Raw genomic sequence first — 18,999 nt, forward strand, 5'->3', positions numbered from 1 at the left:
GGCCTCTTAAAACTTGTAACCGCGATGCAGAGCGACCACACCACCAGTTAAATTGTAGTAATCAACGCCTTCAAAACCAGCTTGTTGCATCATGCCTTTTAAAGTTTCTTGATCTGGATGCATACGAATAGATTCAGCCAAATATTGATAGCTCTCAGCATCGTTGGCGATCAGTTGACCCATTTTAGGCAATAAGTGAAATGAGTAAGCATCGTACACTTTGCTTACGGCCTCTATCTCTGGCTTAGAAAACTCCAAGACCAGCAAACGACCACCCGGCTTAAGCACGCGATACATAGAACGCAGAGCGGCATCTTTATCGGTTACGTTGCGTAAGCCAAAACTAATGGTTATCACATCGAAGGTATTATCAGGAAAGGGCAGCGCTTCAGCATTGGCTTGAACATAACGCACATTGCCTACAATACCTTTATCACGCAGTTTACTGCGACCCATTTTAAGCATTGAGTCGTTAATGTCGGCCAATACCACTTCGCCATTATTTCCCACAATACGAGAAAACTTAGCGGTTAAGTCACCGGTACCACCGGCTAAATCCAACACCTTTTGGCCAGGGCGTACGCCACTGCAATCAATGGTGAATCGTTTCCACAAGCGATGAACCCCACCCGACATAAGATCGTTCATTACGTCATATTTAGCCGCTACCGAATGAAAAACATCGGCCACTAAGCCAACCTTTTCCTCGCGGTTTACTGTTTTATAACCAAAGTGGGTAGTGTCTTGCTCAACGCTCATATTTGTTTCCTACTAATGCGGTCTGCGGCTAGTGTACTGTAGCTGAGCTCATGCTCCAACTCTTGCGCTACATCCTCTCAACATTTTTACGGAAAGCGCGAAGCCTGCAAAAAATCAATGCTAGCTTGAACAAGCTAACCGAACACTTTTAGCTTCATTACAACACAGGTGTTTTATGTATAAACATCGCCGTCGAATTCAACTAAAAAGCGCCCCGTAGGGCGCTTGGTTTACGTTTTTATTTTCACCGGTTGCTGTCGTGTGCGCCAAGCTTTGTGGCTAGTTTGCTGCTTCACCTCTTTAGCTACTGTAGCGGGTTCCGCTTGCTTAAGTTTGGCTCTAAATCGACCATCGGGATCGGCACCAATATCTTTAGCGATGTGGGCATTTATACCCTCTACTCGCCAGCTTTGTTGGCGTTGTTGTTTAAGCCATTGCTGGGTTTCAAGATGCTGTTGATAACGCAGTAATAATTCTACGGTAAAAGTTAATAAGCGAATTTTAAGTGACATCATGTCTCGTTCTCCTTGATAGAGAGCGAAGTGATGCAGTATAGAGAGAATGGTCTAGCTATTTCCTTACTGCGACACTTCGCAGCTCGGATAAAATTGAATGGGTCTCAATCTTAGTTTGCTGCTGGCCCTTTGGTTCGGCTGCCATGTTTATTATTTCGCATGGCAAGCGAGGCTGCGGGCACAAGTCGGGTTAAACGGTATGCTGAACATAAACAATGTTTCATGGTTCCCTCGACTTAAGCAGTAATTGATTGAATACATAACATAACGTGAGCCTGCTTAAATAACAAGCAAGCAACGTAACTAAATTGAGGCTTTTTTGTAAGCGTTGGTAGCCCTAGCGTATTAGCTCTAAATATCTGATTATTTTAGGCAAATATACTAATGACTTATTCACTTCAAACGCTGACACACTAGTATTTGCAGTTAGCCTCAATTACGCGTTTAATAAACGACAGTTTAGGCAATACACACACTAAGTGAACCTGACATACCGTTTCAATGAGTAGATCTGAGGTTTGAATGCATCCAGCCAGCCATGGTTATTATAAATTACACTTTCACCAAGATTTCCTGTTGGCTCAGCTTTACGATAGTTGGAACGTCACCACCACCAATGAATATCGCAAAGATATAAAAAACACGGTGGGTCAGCTAGAACAACAACCTTGGGCAGCCATTTTTGATATCCGCGATTGGCAGTTTCTCACCCCAGAAAGTATCCCTGTGATGCAAAAGCAAATTGGCTGGTGTTTACAAAACCAGTTATGCCACTGTATTTACTTAGCACCAGATTCTGGAATTTTGGAGTATTTAAAACAGCAAGCTCACGCTCAAGTCACTGAACACAATTGCAAATTTGTTCAAGTGGCCACGGTAGAAGAATGCCTAACAACCTTGGAAAACTGGCAGGTGAACGTACCCAAGCCAATCTCTGCGCTATTACAAGAAACCTGAATCACCGCCAGCTATAACTACATTGTCGACAATAACTAGAACCACTCATCCATTGTCGACAAAACTCCTTATTTCAACGGATATCTCGCTACTTAAACTAAAGTATAAGCACATATTGTCGACAATTATTTGATCGACCCGCAACAACCGGTCTACACTGTGCAACATTCAAACAACCTGAATGTAACCTTAATATGTCACAACGTAGTCCCGCTAAATCGCTCAGCGAAAATCAAAACCTGTTATCACAAAACCTCAGTGATACCTTAATTGAAGCCATAGTGAGCGGCCAAATTGCTCAGGGCGAAAAGATCTCCGAGCCAGAATTAGCCCGTCATTACGGGGTGAGTCGCGGCCCTCTTCGTGAAGCAATACTTAAACTACAAGGCATAGGCTTAGTTGAAAGAGTACCTCACGTTGGCGCTCGCGTAGTACAGCTTAACCAACAACAACTGTTAGACATTTACTCAGTGCGTGAAGCCTTAGAGGGCATGGCTTGTCGCTTAGCCGCCGAGCAATTGTCGACAATTCAGCTTGATGAATTAAAAAAGCTACTAGAACACCACCAAAGCTACCTACAACAACACCAAGGCAAGGCCTACTTTGAACAGCAAGGTGACTTCGATTTTCACTACCTCATTATTAAGGGCAGCGCTAACCAACGCCTAGTGAACCTGCTGTGTGACGAGCTTTACCACTTGTTGCGCATGTATCGCTACCAAGCCGCTAAACAAGTTTCTCGCCCAGAGCGAGCCTTAAAAGAACATTGGGCCATTTGGCAGGCACTGGCTGATCGCGATGGCGAACTGGCCGAAATGTTAATGCGTCGCCATATAGCGCGTGCCCGCAAAGCCATAGAACAACAACACCAAACTAATCTGACCGACCAAAGCTTAGAAGCTCAAGCTTCAGCAACTCACATTCAAGGAGTGAACGAATGAACAGCTCAAAACTCTCACCAGGAGCACGTTTTCGCCAAGCGGTAGCCGAACAGAACCCGCTACAGATTGTAGGCACTATTAATCCCTACTGCGCCATGATGGCCCAACGCGAAGGCCACCAAGCTATTTACCTTTCTGGCGGAGGCATCGCCAATGCGTCTTATGGTTTGCCTGACTTGGGCATCACCACCATGAACGATGTACTAGAAGATGTTCGCCGGATTACCGCAGCTTGCGACTTACCTCTACTGGTAGATATAGATGTGGGTTTTGGTGGCGCATTTAACATTGCCCGTACCGTAAAAGAAATGATCCGCTCCGATGCTGCCGCCGTGCATATGGAAGACCAAGTGGCACAAAAACGTTGTGGCCACCGCCCCAACAAAGCCATTGTCTCTAGCCAAGAAATGGTAGACCGCATTAAAGCCGCTGTTGATGCTCGGGTAGATCCAGATTTTGTCGTTATGGCTCGCACCGATGCCCTGCAAATAGAGGGAATGGGCGGCGCTATCGAGCGCGCTTGCCAATATGTTGAAGCCGGCGCCGACATGATTTTCCCTGAAGCTATGCTCACGCTTGAGCAATACCAACAATTCGCCGACGCGGTAAAAGTGCCAATTTTGGCCAACATTACAGAGTTTGGCCAAACCCCATTGTTTAGCGGCGAAGAGTTAGCGGGCGTTGGTGTAGACATGGTGCTGTATCCGCTATCAGCCTTTCGTGCCATGAATCAAGCCGCTGTAAATGTTTATCGCAGCTTACGCAGTAACGGCCACCAGCGAGATGTGGTAGATAGCATGCAAACCCGAGCTGAGCTCTATGACTACTTGGGCTATCACGACTACGAACAAAAACTCGACCAGCTATTTAAACAAGAATAATACCAATCGGGATAGATAGATGAACAGATATCTATGTCGATTGGTATACACACCACTACGTGAAAGGGCTTAGCCAGCCAAACAAAGATTCAGCCGCTAAGCCCACCATTTAACAAGCCAAACAATGCGGCACTGCAGATGCCACGCTTGTTAACACCAAGGAATGAAGGAGAACATCATGGTACAGAAAGCTTTAGGAGGCGCAGGCTTACGAGGCCAAAGCGCAGGCGAAACCAAATTATGCACAGTAGGCCAAAGTGGCTCAGGCCTTACCTACTGCGGCTACGATATTAGCGAACTCGCCGACCAAGCCACCTTTGAAGAAGTGGCCTACCTATTATGCAATGGTGAGCTGCCCAATCGCGAGCAACTGGCGGCCTATCACGATACGCTGCATAACCTGCGTGAACTGCCCGATGCACTAAAAGCAGTATTAGAGCTGATCCCCGCGAATGCTCACCCAATGGATGTGATGCGCACTGGTGTTTCGATGCTAGGCAATCTAGAAACCGAAGCCAACTTTGCCGAGCAGCAACAGCATACCGATCGCCTGCTTGCGACCTTGCCGGGCATTATTTGTTATTGGTATCGCTTTAGTCATGACGGTGTGCGCATTTCGACCCAAAGCTCGGCTAAATCTATCGCCGGTCACTTCCTCGAATTATTGCATGACAAACCTGCCGATCCACTGCATGAACAAGTGATGCAATGTTCATTGATTCTCTATGCCGAGCATGAGTTTAATGCTTCGACCTTTACCGGCCGAGTCATTGCTTCCACCCTATCAGATATTCATTCCGCCGTTTCTGGTGCCATTGGCGCTCTGCGTGGCCCTTTGCATGGCGGCGCCAACGAAGCGGCCATGGCGATGATTGAAAACTGGACCAGCCCAGAGCAAGCTGAAAACGAAATCATGGGAATGCTAGCGCGCAAAGATAAAATCATGGGCTTTGGCCATGCTATTTATCGCACCAGCGACCCACGTAATGCCTTAATTAAGGCTTGGTCTAAAAAACTAAGCGACGCTAACGGCGACAAGCATTTGTATGCCGTATCAGAGCGAGTAGAAGCTGTAATGTGGCGTGAAAAAGAGTTGTTCTGCAACGCCGACTTCTTCCATGCCAGCGCCTATCATTTCATGAACATCCCTACTCCACTGTTCACCCCCATTTTTGTTTGCTCGCGGGTGAGTGGCTGGGCCGCTCACATCATGGAGCAACGCGCCAATAACCGCATTATTCGACCGAGCGCCGACTATACCGGCAGCGAACCGCGCAGTTACTTGCCAATAGAGCAACGCGGCTAGCTTTTTTTAGTGGAGCGAATGCTCCACTACCCTCTCCTTTTGCTGTGGAAACGTTTATGAATACCAATTATCGCTTACCCCTAGCAGGCAGCAACTTAGATTACTTTGATACTCGCGCCGCGGTTGAAGCCATTCAACCTGGTGCTTATGCCGGTTTGCCTTATACCTCGCGAGTATTAGCTGAAAACCTGGTGCGCCGCTGCCCTGCCGACCAGCTAAACGCAGCGCTTAGCCAAATTATTCTGCGCAAGCGAGACCTAGATTTCCCCTGGTACCCCGCTCGTGTGGTGTGCCACGACATACTTGGCCAAACCGCCTTGGTTGATTTAGCCGGTCTGCGCGATGCCATTGCCGATAAAGGCGGAGACCCCGCCAAGGTAAATCCGGTAGTGCCTACTCAGCTGATTGTTGATCATTCTTTAGCCGTTGAGCATGCCGGTTTTGAAACTGATGCCTTTGAAAAAAACCGCGCCATTGAAGACCGACGCAACGAAGACCGCTTTCACTTTATTAATTGGTGCAAAACTGCCTTTGAGAACGTCGATGTAATACCGCCGGGCAATGGCATCATGCATCAAATAAACTTAGAGAAAATGTCGCCAGTGATTCAAGCGCGCGATGGTGTGGCTTTTCCCGATACGCTGGTAGGAACGGACAGCCATACTCCGCACGTAGATGCTTTAGGCGTTATTGCCATTGGCGTAGGCGGTTTAGAAGCCGAGAACGTAATGCTAGGTCGCGCCTCTTATATGCGCCTTCCCGACATTATTGGAATCGAGTTAACTGGCCAGCGCCAAGCAGGCATTACTGCCACCGATATCGTGTTAGCCATCACCGAATTTCTGCGCGAACAACGCGTGGTGTCTAGCTACTTAGAGTTCTATGGTGAGGGTGCAGCTCAGCTTACTTTGGGCGACCGAGCCACCATCTCCAACATGACGCCAGAATTTGGCGCCACAGCGGCCATGTTCTACATCGACGATAACACCATTGATTACCTCAAGCTTACGGGTCGCGAAGCAGAACAAGTGGCCTTGGTAGAGAACTACGCCAAAACCACCGGCTTATGGGCCGATGATCTACAAGAAGTCGAATATGAGCGGGTATTACAGTTTGACTTATCTAGCGTTAGCCGCAACATTGCAGGGCCATCAAACCCACATCGCCGCGTAGCCACTAAAGATTTAGCCAGCCAAGGCATCGCTGCTCCAGTTCCTAAACAAGAAGGCTTGATGCCAGATGGCGCTTGTATCATTGCTGCTATTACTAGCTGTACCAATACTTCTAACCCTCGCAATGTAATTGCAGCAGGTTTAATTGCTCGCAACGCTAACAAGCTAGGTTTAAACCGCAAGCCATGGGTTAAAACCTCGCTGGCTCCGGGTTCTAAAGCGGTACAACTCTACTTGGAAGAAGCCAATTTACTGCCTGAATTAGAGCAACTTGGTTTTGGCATTGTCGGTTTTGCCTGCACCACCTGTAACGGTATGAGCGGCGCCTTAGACCCTAAGATTCAGCAAGAAGTGATAGACCGAGATTTATATGCCACCGCAGTGTTGTCGGGTAACCGTAACTTTGATGGGCGCATTCATCCTTATGCCAAGCAAGCATTTCTAGCCTCCCCACCACTAGTGGTAGCTTACGCGATTGCCGGCACCATGCGCTTCGATATTGAAAAAGACGCGTTAGGCCATGATACCCAAGGTAACCCCATTACTCTAAAAGACATATGGCCAAGCGATGAAGAAATAGATGCGGTAGTGAACCAAAGCGTGAAACCCGAGCATTTTCGTAAAGTGTATCAACCCATGTTCGATATTAAGGTAGATTACGGCAATAGTGCCTCACCACTTTATGAGTGGCGCCCGCAAAGCACATATATTCGTCGCCCGCCATACTGGGAAGGAGCTTTAGCAGGTGAGAGAACCTTGCGCGGTATGCGACCTTTAGCCGTGCTGGGTGACAACATCACTACCGATCACTTATCACCGTCTAACGCTATTATGCTCGACAGCGCCGCCGGTGCTTACTTAGACAAAATGGGTCTACCAGAAGTAGATTTTAACTCTTACGCGACCCATCGAGGCGATCACCTTACCGCACAACGCGCAACCTTCGCTAACCCCAAACTGTTTAACGAAATGGTTAAAGATAGTGGCGAAGTGAAACAAGGCTCACTCGCCAGAGTAGAACCTGAAGGCGAAGTAATGCGCATGTGGGAGGCCATTGAAACCTATATGGATCGTAAGCAGCCATTAATTATTGTTGCGGGTGCAGACTATGGCCAAGGTTCGTCGCGAGACTGGGCAGCTAAAGGCGTGCGTTTAGCAGGCGTAGAGGTAATTGTAGCCGAAGGCTTTGAGCGTATTCACCGTACAAACTTAGTCGGTATGGGTGTATTACCACTGGAATTTACCAAGGGTAACAACCGCCATAGCTACCGCATAGACGGCAGCGAAACTTACGATGTAATTGGTACCCCCGCGCCCGGCGAGTTGCTTACCTTGGTGATAACCCGAGCCAGCGGCGAGCGTATCGATTTACCCGTAGTGTGCCGCTTAGATACCGCTGAAGAAGTCTCGGTATATCAAGCGGGCGGCGTATTACAACGCTTCGCTCAAGACTTTCTCGAAAATGAGAGCCTCGAAAATGAGAGCCTTGCAGATGAAAACCAGCATTAGGAGGCAAAAGATGAGTTCAGTAAAACAAGTTCGTATTCCTGCTACCTATATGCGCGGCGGCACCAGTAAAGGGGTGTTTTTCAAACTTGAAGACTTGCCAGAAGCCGCTCAACAAGCCGGTGAAGCGCGAGACAAGTTACTACTGCGAGTGATTGGTAGCCCTGACCCTTATGCCAAGCAAATTGATGGCATGGGCGGCGCTACCTCTAGCACCAGCAAAACAGTGATATTGTCAAAAAGCCAGCAAGCTGATCACCATGTTGATTACCTGTTTGGCCAAGTATCAATTGATAAAGCCTTTGTTGATTGGAGCGGCAACTGCGGTAACCTTACCGCCGCAGTGGGCGCGTTTGCCATAAACAGCGGATTAGTTGACCCAGCTTTAATTCCACAAAATGGCTTTGCCAGTATAAGGATATGGCAAGCCAACATTCAAAAAACCATTATCGCCCATGTGCCGGTTAATGATGGGGAAGTGCAAGAATGTGGTGATTTTGAATTAGATGGCGTGACCTTTCCCGCCGCCGAAGTACAAATTGAATTTGTTGACCCAGCAGATAGCGACGGCGCGTTGTTTCCTACGGGTAACTTAGTTGACCAACTGGAAGTGCCGGAGATTGGCACCTTCCAAGCCACCATGATCAATGCGGGTATTCCTACTATTTTTCTGCAAGCCGAACAATTGGGCTACTCGGGCACTGAGTTACAAGACGACATCAACAACGACCCAAAAGCTCTCGCGATGTTTGAAAGCATTCGTGCTCATGGGGCGCTAAAAATGGGCTTAATCAGCCATATTGATCAAGCAGCTCAGCGCCAACATACCCCCAAAGTGGCCTTTGTGGCTAAGCCTCAAGACTACCTAAGCGCTAGCGGCAAGCAGATAAAAACCGCCGATAACGACTTGTGCGTACGCGCCTTATCCATGGGCAAGCTACACCACGCCATGATGGGCACTGCCGCAGTGGCGATAGGCACTGCAGCCGCCATTCCCGGCACCTTGGTTAACTTAGCCGCTGGCGGAGGAGAACGAGAAGCAGTGAGCTTCGGCCATCCCTCTGGCAGCTTAAAAGTAGGCGCTCAAGCACAGCAAGATAATCAACAATGGCAGGTGACCAAAGTGAGCATGAGTCGCAGCGCCAGAATACTAATGGAAGGGTGGATTCGGGTACCCAGTGATAGCTTTTAAGCTACCACTGGTATCAAAAATCGGAACCTAAATACATTCTCCCTACCAAGTGGTTATAGCTTAGGGACGAGGAGCACATTATGAATTATCAGCAACAAGCAGATTTCGCCAAGCAGCAACCAGAACAGTTTTGGCTAGAACAAGCTCAACAATTAGCTTGGTTTAAACAGCCCGACAAAGCGCTAAGCCAAGACGAACATGGCAACTATCGCTGGTTTAAAGGCGGCAGCATGAACACAGCCTACTTAGCTTTAGATTATCATTGTGAAAATGGCCGCGGCGAGCAAACCGCGCTTATTTACGACTCACCCGTCGCGGAGCTACAGCAAAAATTTACCTACAGCCAACTACGTGACGAAGTGGCCACCACGGCCGGTATGTTAGCCGAGCACGGAGTGAATAAAGGTGATCGGGTGGTGCTGTACATGCCAATGATCCCACAAGCGGCGATTGCTATGTTGGCCTGCGCGCGCTTAGGGGCAATTCATTCGGTAGTATTTGGCGGTTTTGCCGCGCAAGAACTGGCCGTGCGAATAGACGATGCGCAGCCAAAAGTTGTTCTTACCGCCAGTTGCGGCCTTGAGGGCGCCAAAGTCATTAACTACATGCCCATGGTGAGTTTAGCCTTAGAGCAAAGCCAACAAATGGATACCCCCGTACTAGTGTGGCAACGCCCGCAGCAAGCCGTTGAATTTAATGCTCAATACCAAGACTGGCAAAGCCAACAAAAGCAAGCTAAACCCGCTGAATGTGTACCTGTGGACGCCACCGATCCCTTGTACATCCTGTATACCTCTGGCACCACCGGCAAACCTAAAGGTGTAGTGCGCGATAACGGCGGCCATGCCGTTGCCATGAACTACTCGATACAAGCCGTGTACAACGTACAACCCGGCGACGTATTTTGGGCGGCTTCCGACGTGGGTTGGGTGGTAGGTCACTCCTACATCGTGTACGCCCCATTAATATATGGTTGCACCACCATTTTGTACGAGGGTAAACCGGTACGCACCCCAGATGCTGGCGCATTTTGGCGAGTCGCCAGCGAGCATAAAGTCAAAGTACTGTTTGCCGCGCCCACCGCCTTTAGAGCAATTAAGAAAGAAGACCCCGAAGGCGCGTTGGTAAAAGACTACGACCTTAGCCAACTGCGCGATATTTTCATGGCCGGTGAACGCCTCGATCCCCCTACTTTAGAATGGACTATAGCCAAAACCGACAAACCAGTGACCGACCACTGGTGGCAAACCGAAACCGGTTGGGCAATTGCAGGCAATCCTCTAGGTTTAGAACGCATGCCTGTAAAAGCCGGCAGCGCCACCAAAGCACTGCCCGGCTACCAAGTAAGCATACTGGATGAAATGGGGGAACCCAGCGCGCCCATGGCGCAAGGCTTTATTGCCATCAAACTGCCACTTCCTCCGGGTTGCTTACCTACCGTGTGGGGAGACCAAGCTCGATTTGAATCAGCCTACCTAAAACAGTTTCCTGGTTACTATGTGTCTGGAGATGGCGGCTATATCGACGAAGATGACTACTTATTTGTTATGGGTCGCATCGACGATGTGATTAACGTAGCTGGCCATCGCCTATCTACTGGCGAAATGGAAGAAGTAGTAGGTGCTCACCCAGCGGTAGCCGAATGCGCCGTTATTGGTAGCCACGATGACTTAAAAGGCCAAGTTCCTTTTGGCTTAGTGGTTCTCAAAGACGGTGTTCAACAAAGCGACCAAGAAGTATCCAAAGAGTTGATTCAAAAGGTACGTAATGAAATTGGTCCTTTAGCCTGCTTTAAACAAGCCATCATCGTGCAGCGCTTGCCAAAAACACGCTCAGGCAAAATACTGCGCCGCACCTTACGCCAACTAGCCGATGGCGAAGAATACGCGATACCGTCTACCATCGACGACCCAGCCAGCTTAGGCGAAATTGAAGAGCTAATGCGCCAAGGTAGAACAATGATTTAACTAACAAGGTTGCTCTGATCTAATTAGCAGCCGAAAGGCTGCTTTTTGTTTTTTACGTTTCACTATTCTCGGAGCAGACTCGCAGCAAGTTCACCCTCGATTCCAGTAAATATCAACTATCAAAGTGCGCACTAATTACCCTCATTACCGCCGAGTAGCGTAAGTCATCTAGCGATGAAGCTAAGGCCTGTTTGAGCGAAGCGAGTTGCCGCGGCGCGCTGGATGATGCGCAACGCAGGATGAAGGTTATGCGGGGCGGGCTTTCTTTTGCTTTCTTTTGCTTACTTTTCTTTGCCCGCCAAAGAAAAGTAAGTCGCCGCAGGCGAAACCTGAATACTCAAAAACATAAAAAGCAGCCCTTAGGCTGCTTTATAAATCCACCGCTCACCACAAAAACTTACTTGTCTGCACGACTCATAAATTTCTTCTCGGTGGTACTGATTTTAATCTTCTCACCACTGGCAATGTATTCAGGTACTTGTACCGACAAGCCAGTGCTTAAAATAGCGGGCTTAGTGCGGGCACTGGCCGAGGCACCTTTAATCGATGGGTCAGTTTCTACAATCACTAACTCAACGCTGGCTGGTAGCTCTACTGCCACAGGTGCGCCATCTACAGTAACCACTTGGATACCAGCGGTATCTTCGGTGATAAATGGCACTTCTTCTGCAATGGTTTCTTTGTTTAGGTTAAACGGCGTGTAGTCTTCGTTATCCATAAACACGTATTCATCACCGTCGATGTAAGAGAACATCACTTGATGGCGGCTTACGTCTGCCAAGGTAATCATTTCGTCTGCTTTAAAGCTCTCATCTGCTTTAGCGCCTGTGGCTACATCGTATAAACGCATGCGGTATAAACTGGCACCGGCTCGGCCACTTGGCGTGAGCTTAGCGATGTCTTTTACAAAGTAAACTTTATCGTTATGTTCAATAGCGGCATTCTTTTTTATTTCACTGGCCTTTGGCATGGCTTGAGGTCCTTAAATAATTCGTGCCATGAAAATATCATGTACAGAATTTTAGGCAACCGTTAGCGCATTTAGGCGCTGCAAATTAGTAAGCTTTATGTTATTAATCCCGCAGAAAACGAATAAAATACCGATAGTTAGCTCAATATTAGAACTTTAACTTGCTTAGTTTTACCGCTTTCTGTAAAAAGCTGGGTTACTTACTTAGGGATGATGATAGCTGACAGGAAAGTTAGCCTTGTTGCTGTATTAGGAGTTGGAATGTTATCCCCGCGTATTGTTGCCGTTGCGCTGTTATCTGGTTTGTTATTGGCCTGTTCTGTAGAAGATGAACAGCCACGTAGTCAAATTGCTGTTACCTTTTATCCCCCTGCTGTTTCCTTCCCTGGCTCTGCCGGTGATACCGAAACTATTACTCAAATACGCCATTTTAGAGCAGACGGTAGTTCCCCCTCTCAAAGTATTACCATTAACCAACGCCGTGACGGTGAACAACCCCGAATTAATGGTGAAGATGCTAGCCAAAACGCGACTTTCTTAATCGATTTTATGAGTAGTACAACCCTAGATGTTTACTCTGAAGGTGGAGAGTTTCTATACAACGTAGATATCTTTTCAGATATGACGCAAAAACACTTATGCCTGCCGAGCATTCATTTGAGCAAGTTTGAAATATTGGTCGATTCACCAGTAAAAATTGCCGAAACCAAAAAAGAAGCACATGAATTTATTTTGGCCTGCCGCACGGCAAATGAAGGCATAGAAGAAAAAGCTGAGTAAATAGCTCAGCCTTTCTATCTTATGTTTTAAGCGCCGAGCAGCTCGCTGCTTTGGTGCTTTAAGTTTTGATAAGTATCTGAACCCTGCTCGTCTGCCTGACAAATACTTAGCATGTCTTCGATAAAGAACGCTAACGCGCGCTGTTCTACTCGCATAAGCTTGGCTTGTACTTCCTGCGGTAAGTACTCGTAATGCGACGCCGCGCCAAAGTCACCCAATACAATGTTATGCGCGCTGTCTACCAACACATTGTGTGCGTATAAATCGCCATGACACATATGATGGTCGGCTAGGTGGGCTACTAAACTTTCCATTTGTTTCACAATGCCGCTGATTGCTTCAACGCTAAATTGCTGTTCTGGCAAAAAGGTATCGCGAGTACAAGTGGCTAAACTTGGCGGCTGTCCAAGGTTGGTAAAATGCTCTGGGATTAACGCCATAACTACTGCTGAACAATTAGCGTGTTGGATTTGACCGATAAAGTTAACCAATGCTGGATGCTGATCCACATGTAAGCAAGCATCTAGCTCATCACTGGGGTAGCCGTCGCTGGTCACTTCGCCCTTAAATACCTTAATCGCCACGCTCGCAGGTAAGTTAGTGCTAGCATTTGGATAAGCTAAAGAGATCACTCCAGAAGCTCCCTGGCCAAGCACTTTATCCATTTCAAAGTCCGTTAATTGGTACTTAGGCAAACTGGAACCATGATCAAAGGCTTGGCAAAACGGATTGCCCGCAAACGCCAACCACGCTAACCGTGGTAGCTCTAATAGCTGAGTAGGAAAGTGTAGTAATTGGTTAGCCGAAATACGCAGCAATTCTAACTTGGTGCATTGGCTCATCGATTGCGGCAAAGCGCGTAGCTTGTTCCCCGCTAAGGCACATTTTTGTAGCAATGCAGCCTCGCCTAACTGTTCAGGCAAAACCTCAATCTGGTTATCGGTAAGAATCAACCAGCGCAAATTTTTAGGTAATGCGGCAGCCGGTACTTCGCGAATAAGGTTTGATTTAAAACCAACCATTTCTAACTTAGCGCAACGCCCGAGTACTTTCGGTAGCACCTCAAAACGATTATTTGAAGCAAACACGATGCGCAGGTTTGGTAACTGTTCTAGGGTGTCCGGTAAGCTATTTAGCTGATTATCGCTAACATCAAGCACTTCTACTTGTGGACAAAACTGGACGAAATTTGCCGGTAAGTACTGCAAGTTGTCTTTGATATGAATACGCGTTTGCTGGCGTAAATCACCAGAGAGAAGTTGTTCGAGAGTATGCATGCTTAAACGGGCGAGTAGAAAAAGATGCGACATAATAACGTGTTGTTTATGGCTTTTCTTCATGTTTTAACGGGCTTAGCGTCACTCAAAGCCTTTTCAGTACTAAGCACGAACATTCACTACAAAGTAAACATAAAAAACCACCTTAAAAATAAATATCAGTATAATTGATGCTCAAAATCAGTTTATACAGTACAATGCGCGACCATCAAAAGCACTGATAACACTATTCATAACAGGAAAATTGATGGACGCAACACAACCGCTTTATAAAAACATTGGCGTGCAAGTCATCGTCGCGATGATCATAGGTACTATCGTTGGTGCCATCATGGGCGAACAAGCCGCCATATTTGCCCCGCTAGGTGCAATCTTCATCCACCTGATCAAAATGCTAGTTATTCCATTGATTGGCGTATCGATTATTGCCGGTGCAGCGAACCTAGGTAATAGCCCAGCAGCTGGTAAAATTGGTATTTCTACCTTTGGCTTCTTTATGGCGACTTCAGCAGTAGCGGTATTACTCGCCTTAGTCATGGGCTCTATTTTCCAGCCGGGTACCGGTTTAGATTTAAGCCAAGCCAGCGATATGTTCTCTAATGAATATGCCGACCAAGGCGGCGTACCAGGTGTAATGGAAACCATTATTGGCATGATTCCAGAAAACATCTTTGCCTCATTAATGGACGCTAACATCCTGCAAATTATGGTGTTTTGTTTATTCTTTGGTATTGCTTTATCTAAGCAACCTAGTGATAAAACCGCGCCGATAATGGGTGGCCTAGACACCATCATTCGCGCCTTTATTTGGATGATTAACATTGTAATGTTGATTGCTCCACTGGGCGTATTTGGCCTAATGGCTGAATCGGTAGGTACCTTCGGCTTTGCTATGTTGGGCTTAGTCGCGAAGTTATTTGGCGTATATGTTGCGGCCATTCTTATCTATGGCTTCATCTTTTACCCACTGACCATCAAGCTATTCTCAAAAATGCCAGTGCGCGAGTTTATGAGCGCCATGAAAAAGCCACAGGCAGTAGCACTATCTACCTCATCGTCTATGGCAACACTGCCAGTCACCATGGAAGTGGTAGAAGAAGAGCTCAAAATCTCTAAAGCAACGGCCTCGTTTGTGCTGCCTTTAGGCGCCACCATTAACATGAGCGGAAACGCGATTTACTATGGTTTAGTGGCGGTATTTTTTGCCCAAATGTTCCAAGTAGATTTAGGCATTGCCGCCTATGCAGCGATTATTTTCACTGCAACTTTGGGCGCTATTGGACAAGCTGGCGTACCAGGCCCTTCATTTTTGGTGGTAGCGGTACTGCTAGCAGCAGGCATTCCTATTGAAGGCCTACCTCTGCTATTTGCTTTAGACCGTATTTTCGACATGATTCGTACCGCACTGAATATCACTGGCGATGCAGCCTGTGCAGTCATTGTGGATCGTTTTAACGAAAAGCACGTTTAAGCGCGAAACGACTCGGGGCGCAGATGATGGCGCTCCAATAGTTTGTAGAACTCGGTGCGATTTCGCATCGCTAAGCGCGCTGCCTGGCTCACATTACCTTGAGTTAGGCGCAACAAGCGCGCTAAATAGCCTCGCTCAAATTCGTCTCTGGCTTGCGAAAAGCTCACTAGTTCGGCTTTTTCACGCAGGGCTTGTTGTACCAATTGCTGCGGAATTAACGGCCCAGTAGACAGCGCATTGGTCTGCTCTACTACATTCATTAACTGCCTCACGTTACCTGGCCAACGCGCCGCCACTAAGCTCGCCATGGCTTCTGGAGAGTAAGTTTTAATCGTCATTTCTTGGCGTTCAGCTATTTGTTGGCTGAAGTGATGCACTAACAAAGGGATGTCTTCTCTGCGCTTCACTAATGGCGGCAAACCCAGCTCAACCACGTTCAGGCGATAATACAAATCTTCGCGAAACTCTTGTTGCTGCACCGCTTGGTATAAGTCTTGGTGAGTGGCCGACACAATTCGCACATCCACCGGAATGTTTTTGGTTGAGCCCACCGGGCGAACTTCGCGCTCTTGCAAGGCACGCAATAACTTAACTTGCACGCTTAGCGGGGTATCGGCAATTTCATCAAGGAATAAGGTGCCACCTTCAGCCGCCTGAAATAAGCCTTGATGCGCATGCGCGGCACCACTAAATGCCCCTTTGGCGTGACCAAACAGCTCTGACTCAAACAAACCTTCAGGGATAGCAGCACAGTTTACTGCCACAAATGGGCCCGAGTTACGCATACTTGCTTGGTGAATAGCCTTAGCCAGCAACTCTTTACCCGAGCCGCTTTCACCTTGAATCATGATATTTACATCGCTCGGTGCCACTTGCTGAATTTGTTTAATCAGCACTTCCATCACTGGGCTACGGCTAATAATGTCGCTTCGCCAAGCGGCTTTATCACTGCTGCTATTGTCTTCCGATACACTAGGCTGCAAACGCAGTGCATCAGCGACTTTAGCCAGCAGCTCTTGGCTATCAAAAGGTTTCGTTAAATAACCAAATACACCCTGTTGGGTAGCCGCAATGGCATCAGGAATATTGCCATGAGCGGTTAATAGCATGACTGGCAGACTAGGATAAAGCTGCTTGATGGCGTTAAACAAAGCCAAGCCATCCATGCCATCCATGCGCACGTCACTAATCACCAGTTGGGCTGGATAACTCTCTAATTCTGCTAAGGCTGCTTTGGCACTAGCCACTGCATGTACTTGATAACCTGCAGATTGCAGACGTAAGCTAATAAGGCGTAATAGGCTGGGATCATCGTCCACAACCAAAATATTGCCACCTTGGTGATTAATTTCGTTCATTTAATTGCTGCTCAATTCTGGTGAGTTCTTCCAACTGCATCTTTAATGCCGCTATTTGCTGCTGCAATAATATTTGTTGTTGCTCTTGGTTAGAGCCTAAATCTTCGTATTTATGCTGCCAACGCAAACCGTCTAAAATCTGGTCATTTAGCGCCACTATCATGCCGTGTTTCGCATAAGGATTGTTGGTAATAACCGCGCGATTAAAGGCCGCATGGGCGCGATGTGGATTTTTAACCGGCGACTTTTTATAGGCGTAAAGTAATCCTAGTTTTATACCGTTATTACCCAATTCAGGATCTAAGTTCAGCAGCTCTAACTCATTAAAGATTTGGTCTTCGCTTAGCTCGTTTAAGCGCAAATAATAAGCGGCAGGGTCAAATTCACCCACCTTAATGGCTAGGGCGTCGTTAACTGGCACCACCTCACGATTAGGCTGTAACAGTTGGCAGCCAGACAAAGCTAAACAAAGCATCCAGCCTATATACATCTTAACTTTCATCTAATTCGCTTCCTTGTAATCCCTCTACAACAAATCGGCTGCCTTTATCTAATCGCTGATAGTTTAAGTTAGCATGTTGTCGTTCAACTAATTCTTTCGCAATAGTCAGCCCTAAGCCGCTGCCTTTAAGCCGTGGGTCTTTGGCAGACTTACCTTGCACAAAGGGCTGAAAAATTCGCTGTTGTAGCTCTTCATCAATGCCCTCGCCTTGGTCATCAATGTATACGCTCACCCCACTCACCGTAGAAAATGCACCAAGTTTAATTAACCCACCTTCTGGCGAAAACTTAATCGCATTGGATAACAGATTATCAATAATTACCCGCAGTTGCTCTTGATTGGCTAATACCGCAGCTTGGCTAAGCTCTAATTTAACCTGTAGTTGGCGGCTAGATAAGCTCAAACGATGCGTCGCCAGCACTTTTTCCATAAGCGGTTTTAAATCCACCGGATGATGAACTTGCTCACCAGGTGTATCGAGCAGTAAGTTAAAGTCGAGCAAGGCTTCAATCAGTTGTTGCAGGCGTAAACTGCTTTCTCGAAGAATTTCGGTTATCTCTTGCTGTTGAGGATTTAGTGGCCCGGCACTGTTATCGTAAAGTAACTCGTTCCCCTCACGAATAGCCGCTAACGGCGTTTTAAGCTCATGCGAAATATGCCGAATAAAGGCAGTCTTTTGCTGCTCTAAGCTCAATAAACGCAAGCGCATATCGTCTAGCGCATCGGCAATTGCCATGACCTCGGTAGCGCCACTCACCTTAATTGCTTGATCAAACTCACCCGACTTAAGCCGAGCTATTTGCGGCCTTAGTTGCTGCAACGGCCGAGTAATTACTAGCACCAACAACACTGCAGCGGCTAAGGCAAACGGCAAACTAATCATGCTAAGCAACAAGCGCTGCTGAGCTTGCTGAGTATTGTTTTGTAAATCCATGGCCAGTTCATTAATCAACGTTTGGCTGCGCAGGTCAAAGTTACGGCTCAGCTCAGTAAAGCGCGAAAATTGCTGATTAAGCGCAATTTTTTGTAAGGGCTGAGGGCGCTCCATTAACTCTTGTAAGGACTGCAATTGCTGCTGTAATTCGGCAACAATAGTCAATAAATCAGGATCTTCGGTGTTTTCTCGTTGTTCAATTAAGGCGCGAGATACTCGCTGCCATTGGCGGCGATAAAGCTTGAGTAGGTTTTGGTCGGCCACCACCCGAAACTGCCTAGCACTGCGTTCTAAATCCAGTAAAGACTCATCAATGCGTTTACTGCCAGAGACCACTTTTGCCGCCAAAAATGCGGTATGCTGCCCCTGCATAGACACTTGCTGCAAGTAATAAGAAGCCAATGATAGGCTGAGTAATAAAGGCAAACCTAAGGTTGCCAAAGCCCAAAAGCTCAGTCGCCTAATTGACACTAGCGCGCGAAAATTAATCAAACACCTATCCCTAGCATGG

At 47.3% G+C, this 18,999-nt stretch carries 16 protein-coding genes; 9 read left to right on the plus strand and 7 right to left on the minus strand.

All coding sequences use genetic code 11. The annotated features are described in order from the left end of the window. Window positions 1-6 precede the first annotated feature (6 nt). Complete coding sequence (ubiE, locus tag FFR00_RS06450; protein WP_137672557.1) at window positions 7-759, minus strand: bifunctional demethylmenaquinone methyltransferase/2-methoxy-6-polyprenyl-1,4-benzoquinol methylase UbiE; 753 nt, start codon at window positions 757-759, stop codon at window positions 7-9. A gap of 230 nt (window positions 760-989) precedes the next feature. Continuing rightward, window positions 990-1,274 carry a hypothetical protein gene (locus tag FFR00_RS06455; RefSeq protein WP_137672558.1) on the minus strand — a complete coding sequence of 95 codons (285 nt, stop codon included), beginning with the start codon at window positions 1,272-1,274 and terminating at the stop codon, window positions 990-992. 522 nt (window positions 1,275-1,796) lie between these two features. On the opposite strand from FFR00_RS06455, the gene FFR00_RS06460 reads away from it, so the two are divergent. The 7 genes from FFR00_RS06460 (at window position 1,797) to FFR00_RS06490 (ending at window position 11,196) form a co-directional block, all read left to right on the plus strand. Continuing rightward, entirely contained in the window at window positions 1,797-2,231 is a 435-nt protein-coding gene (locus tag FFR00_RS06460; protein ID WP_137672559.1) for a hypothetical protein, read from the plus strand. 194 nt (window positions 2,232-2,425) lie between these two features. Beyond that, a complete protein-coding gene (locus FFR00_RS06465) occupies window positions 2,426-3,172 on the plus strand; it encodes a GntR family transcriptional regulator (protein WP_137672560.1) in 747 nt (248 codons plus the stop codon). Next, window positions 3,169-4,053 carry a methylisocitrate lyase gene (prpB, locus tag FFR00_RS06470; RefSeq protein WP_137672561.1) on the plus strand — a complete coding sequence of 295 codons (885 nt, stop codon included), beginning with the start codon at window positions 3,169-3,171 and terminating at the stop codon, window positions 4,051-4,053. The genes FFR00_RS06465 and prpB overlap by 4 nt, the downstream gene beginning before the upstream one ends. A gap of 178 nt (window positions 4,054-4,231) precedes the next feature. Beyond that, a complete protein-coding gene (gene prpC, locus FFR00_RS06475) occupies window positions 4,232-5,359 on the plus strand; it encodes a 2-methylcitrate synthase (RefSeq protein ID WP_137672562.1) in 1,128 nt (375 codons plus the stop codon). A 56-nt stretch (window positions 5,360-5,415) separates the two neighbouring features. Then, window positions 5,416-8,040, plus strand: a complete 2,625-nt coding sequence (acnD, locus tag FFR00_RS06480) for a Fe/S-dependent 2-methylisocitrate dehydratase AcnD (protein WP_137672563.1) — start codon at window positions 5,416-5,418, stop codon at window positions 8,038-8,040. A 10-nt stretch (window positions 8,041-8,050) separates the two neighbouring features. After that, on the plus strand, window positions 8,051-9,229 hold the full coding sequence (gene prpF / locus FFR00_RS06485; RefSeq protein WP_137672564.1) for a 2-methylaconitate cis-trans isomerase PrpF: 1,179 nt from the start codon (window positions 8,051-8,053) through the stop codon (window positions 9,227-9,229). 80 nt (window positions 9,230-9,309) lie between these two features. Beyond that, a complete protein-coding gene (locus tag FFR00_RS06490) occupies window positions 9,310-11,196 on the plus strand; it encodes a propionyl-CoA synthetase (RefSeq protein ID WP_137672565.1) in 1,887 nt (628 codons plus the stop codon). 397 nt (window positions 11,197-11,593) lie between these two features. Here FFR00_RS06490 and yeiP read toward each other — a convergent pair whose 3' ends face one another. Continuing rightward, entirely contained in the window at window positions 11,594-12,166 is a 573-nt protein-coding gene (yeiP, locus tag FFR00_RS06495; protein WP_137672566.1) for an elongation factor P-like protein YeiP, read from the minus strand. Between the two features lie 261 nt (window positions 12,167-12,427). Between yeiP and FFR00_RS06500 the strand changes: the two genes are divergently transcribed. Further along, the gene (locus tag FFR00_RS06500) at window positions 12,428-12,946 is read left to right on the plus strand and encodes a hypothetical protein (protein ID WP_137672567.1); all 519 of its coding nucleotides are present in this window, start codon (window positions 12,428-12,430) and stop codon (window positions 12,944-12,946) included. A 26-nt stretch (window positions 12,947-12,972) separates the two neighbouring features. On the opposite strand, the gene FFR00_RS06505 is transcribed toward FFR00_RS06500, so the two are convergent. Then, window positions 12,973-14,256: a leucine-rich repeat-containing protein kinase family protein gene (locus tag FFR00_RS06505; RefSeq protein WP_306766882.1), complete on the minus strand. Its 1,284-nt coding sequence runs from the start codon at window positions 14,254-14,256 to the stop codon at window positions 12,973-12,975. Window positions 14,257-14,470: 214 nt separating this feature from the next. On the opposite strand from FFR00_RS06505, the gene FFR00_RS06510 reads away from it, so the two are divergent. Next, entirely contained in the window at window positions 14,471-15,694 is a 1,224-nt protein-coding gene (locus tag FFR00_RS06510; protein ID WP_137672568.1) for a dicarboxylate/amino acid:cation symporter, read from the plus strand. On the opposite strand, the gene FFR00_RS06515 is transcribed toward FFR00_RS06510, so the two are convergent. Genes FFR00_RS06515 through FFR00_RS06525 form a run of 3 tightly spaced genes read right to left on the minus strand, consistent with a single transcriptional unit; the run spans window position 15,691 to window position 18,980 of the window. Further along, window positions 15,691-17,052 carry a sigma 54-interacting transcriptional regulator gene (locus FFR00_RS06515; RefSeq protein ID WP_274595105.1) on the minus strand — a complete coding sequence of 454 codons (1,362 nt, stop codon included), beginning with the start codon at window positions 17,050-17,052 and terminating at the stop codon, window positions 15,691-15,693. The two genes, FFR00_RS06510 and FFR00_RS06515, sit on opposite strands and share 4 nt — an antisense overlap. Next, window positions 17,039-17,554: a hypothetical protein gene (locus tag FFR00_RS06520; RefSeq protein WP_137672569.1), complete on the minus strand. Its 516-nt coding sequence runs from the start codon at window positions 17,552-17,554 to the stop codon at window positions 17,039-17,041. Before FFR00_RS06520 ends, FFR00_RS06515 begins: the two co-directional genes overlap by 14 nt. Next, a complete protein-coding gene (locus tag FFR00_RS06525; RefSeq protein ID WP_137672570.1) occupies window positions 17,544-18,980 on the minus strand; it encodes a HAMP domain-containing sensor histidine kinase in 1,437 nt (478 codons plus the stop codon). Before FFR00_RS06525 ends, FFR00_RS06520 begins: the two co-directional genes overlap by 11 nt. Window positions 18,981-18,999 lie beyond the last annotated feature (19 nt).

The organism is Agarivorans sp. Toyoura001, from assembly GCF_005405585.1.
GTDB lineage: Bacteria > Pseudomonadota > Gammaproteobacteria > Enterobacterales > Celerinatantimonadaceae > Agarivorans.

Coding starts and splice junctions, on each gene's coding strand:
- ubiE (WP_137672557.1), bottom strand. CDS start 759: ATGAGCGTTGAGCAAGACACTACCCACTTTGGTTATAAAACAGTAAAC.
- FFR00_RS06455 (WP_137672558.1), bottom strand. CDS start 1,274: ATGATGTCACTTAAAATTCGCTTATTAACTTTTACCGTAGAATTATTA.
- acnD (WP_137672563.1), top strand. CDS start 5,416: ATGAATACCAATTATCGCTTACCCCTAGCAGGCAGCAACTTAGATTAC.
- FFR00_RS06490 (WP_137672565.1), top strand. CDS start 9,310: ATGAATTATCAGCAACAAGCAGATTTCGCCAAGCAGCAACCAGAACAG.
- FFR00_RS06465 (WP_137672560.1), top strand. CDS start 2,426: ATGTCACAACGTAGTCCCGCTAAATCGCTCAGCGAAAATCAAAACCTG.
- FFR00_RS06510 (WP_137672568.1), top strand. CDS start 14,471: ATGGACGCAACACAACCGCTTTATAAAAACATTGGCGTGCAAGTCATC.
- prpF (WP_137672564.1), top strand. CDS start 8,051: ATGAGTTCAGTAAAACAAGTTCGTATTCCTGCTACCTATATGCGCGGC.
- FFR00_RS06505 (WP_306766882.1), bottom strand. CDS start 14,256: ATGTCGCATCTTTTTCTACTCGCCCGTTTAAGCATGCATACTCTCGAA.
- FFR00_RS06500 (WP_137672567.1), top strand. CDS start 12,428: ATGTTATCCCCGCGTATTGTTGCCGTTGCGCTGTTATCTGGTTTGTTA.
- prpC (WP_137672562.1), top strand. CDS start 4,232: ATGGTACAGAAAGCTTTAGGAGGCGCAGGCTTACGAGGCCAAAGCGCA.
- yeiP (WP_137672566.1), bottom strand. CDS start 12,166: ATGCCAAAGGCCAGTGAAATAAAAAAGAATGCCGCTATTGAACATAAC.
- prpB (WP_137672561.1), top strand. CDS start 3,169: ATGAACAGCTCAAAACTCTCACCAGGAGCACGTTTTCGCCAAGCGGTA.
- FFR00_RS06520 (WP_137672569.1), bottom strand. CDS start 17,554: ATGAAAGTTAAGATGTATATAGGCTGGATGCTTTGTTTAGCTTTGTCT.
- FFR00_RS06460 (WP_137672559.1), top strand. CDS start 1,797: ATGCATCCAGCCAGCCATGGTTATTATAAATTACACTTTCACCAAGAT.
- FFR00_RS06515 (WP_274595105.1), bottom strand. CDS start 17,052: ATGAACGAAATTAATCACCAAGGTGGCAATATTTTGGTTGTGGACGAT.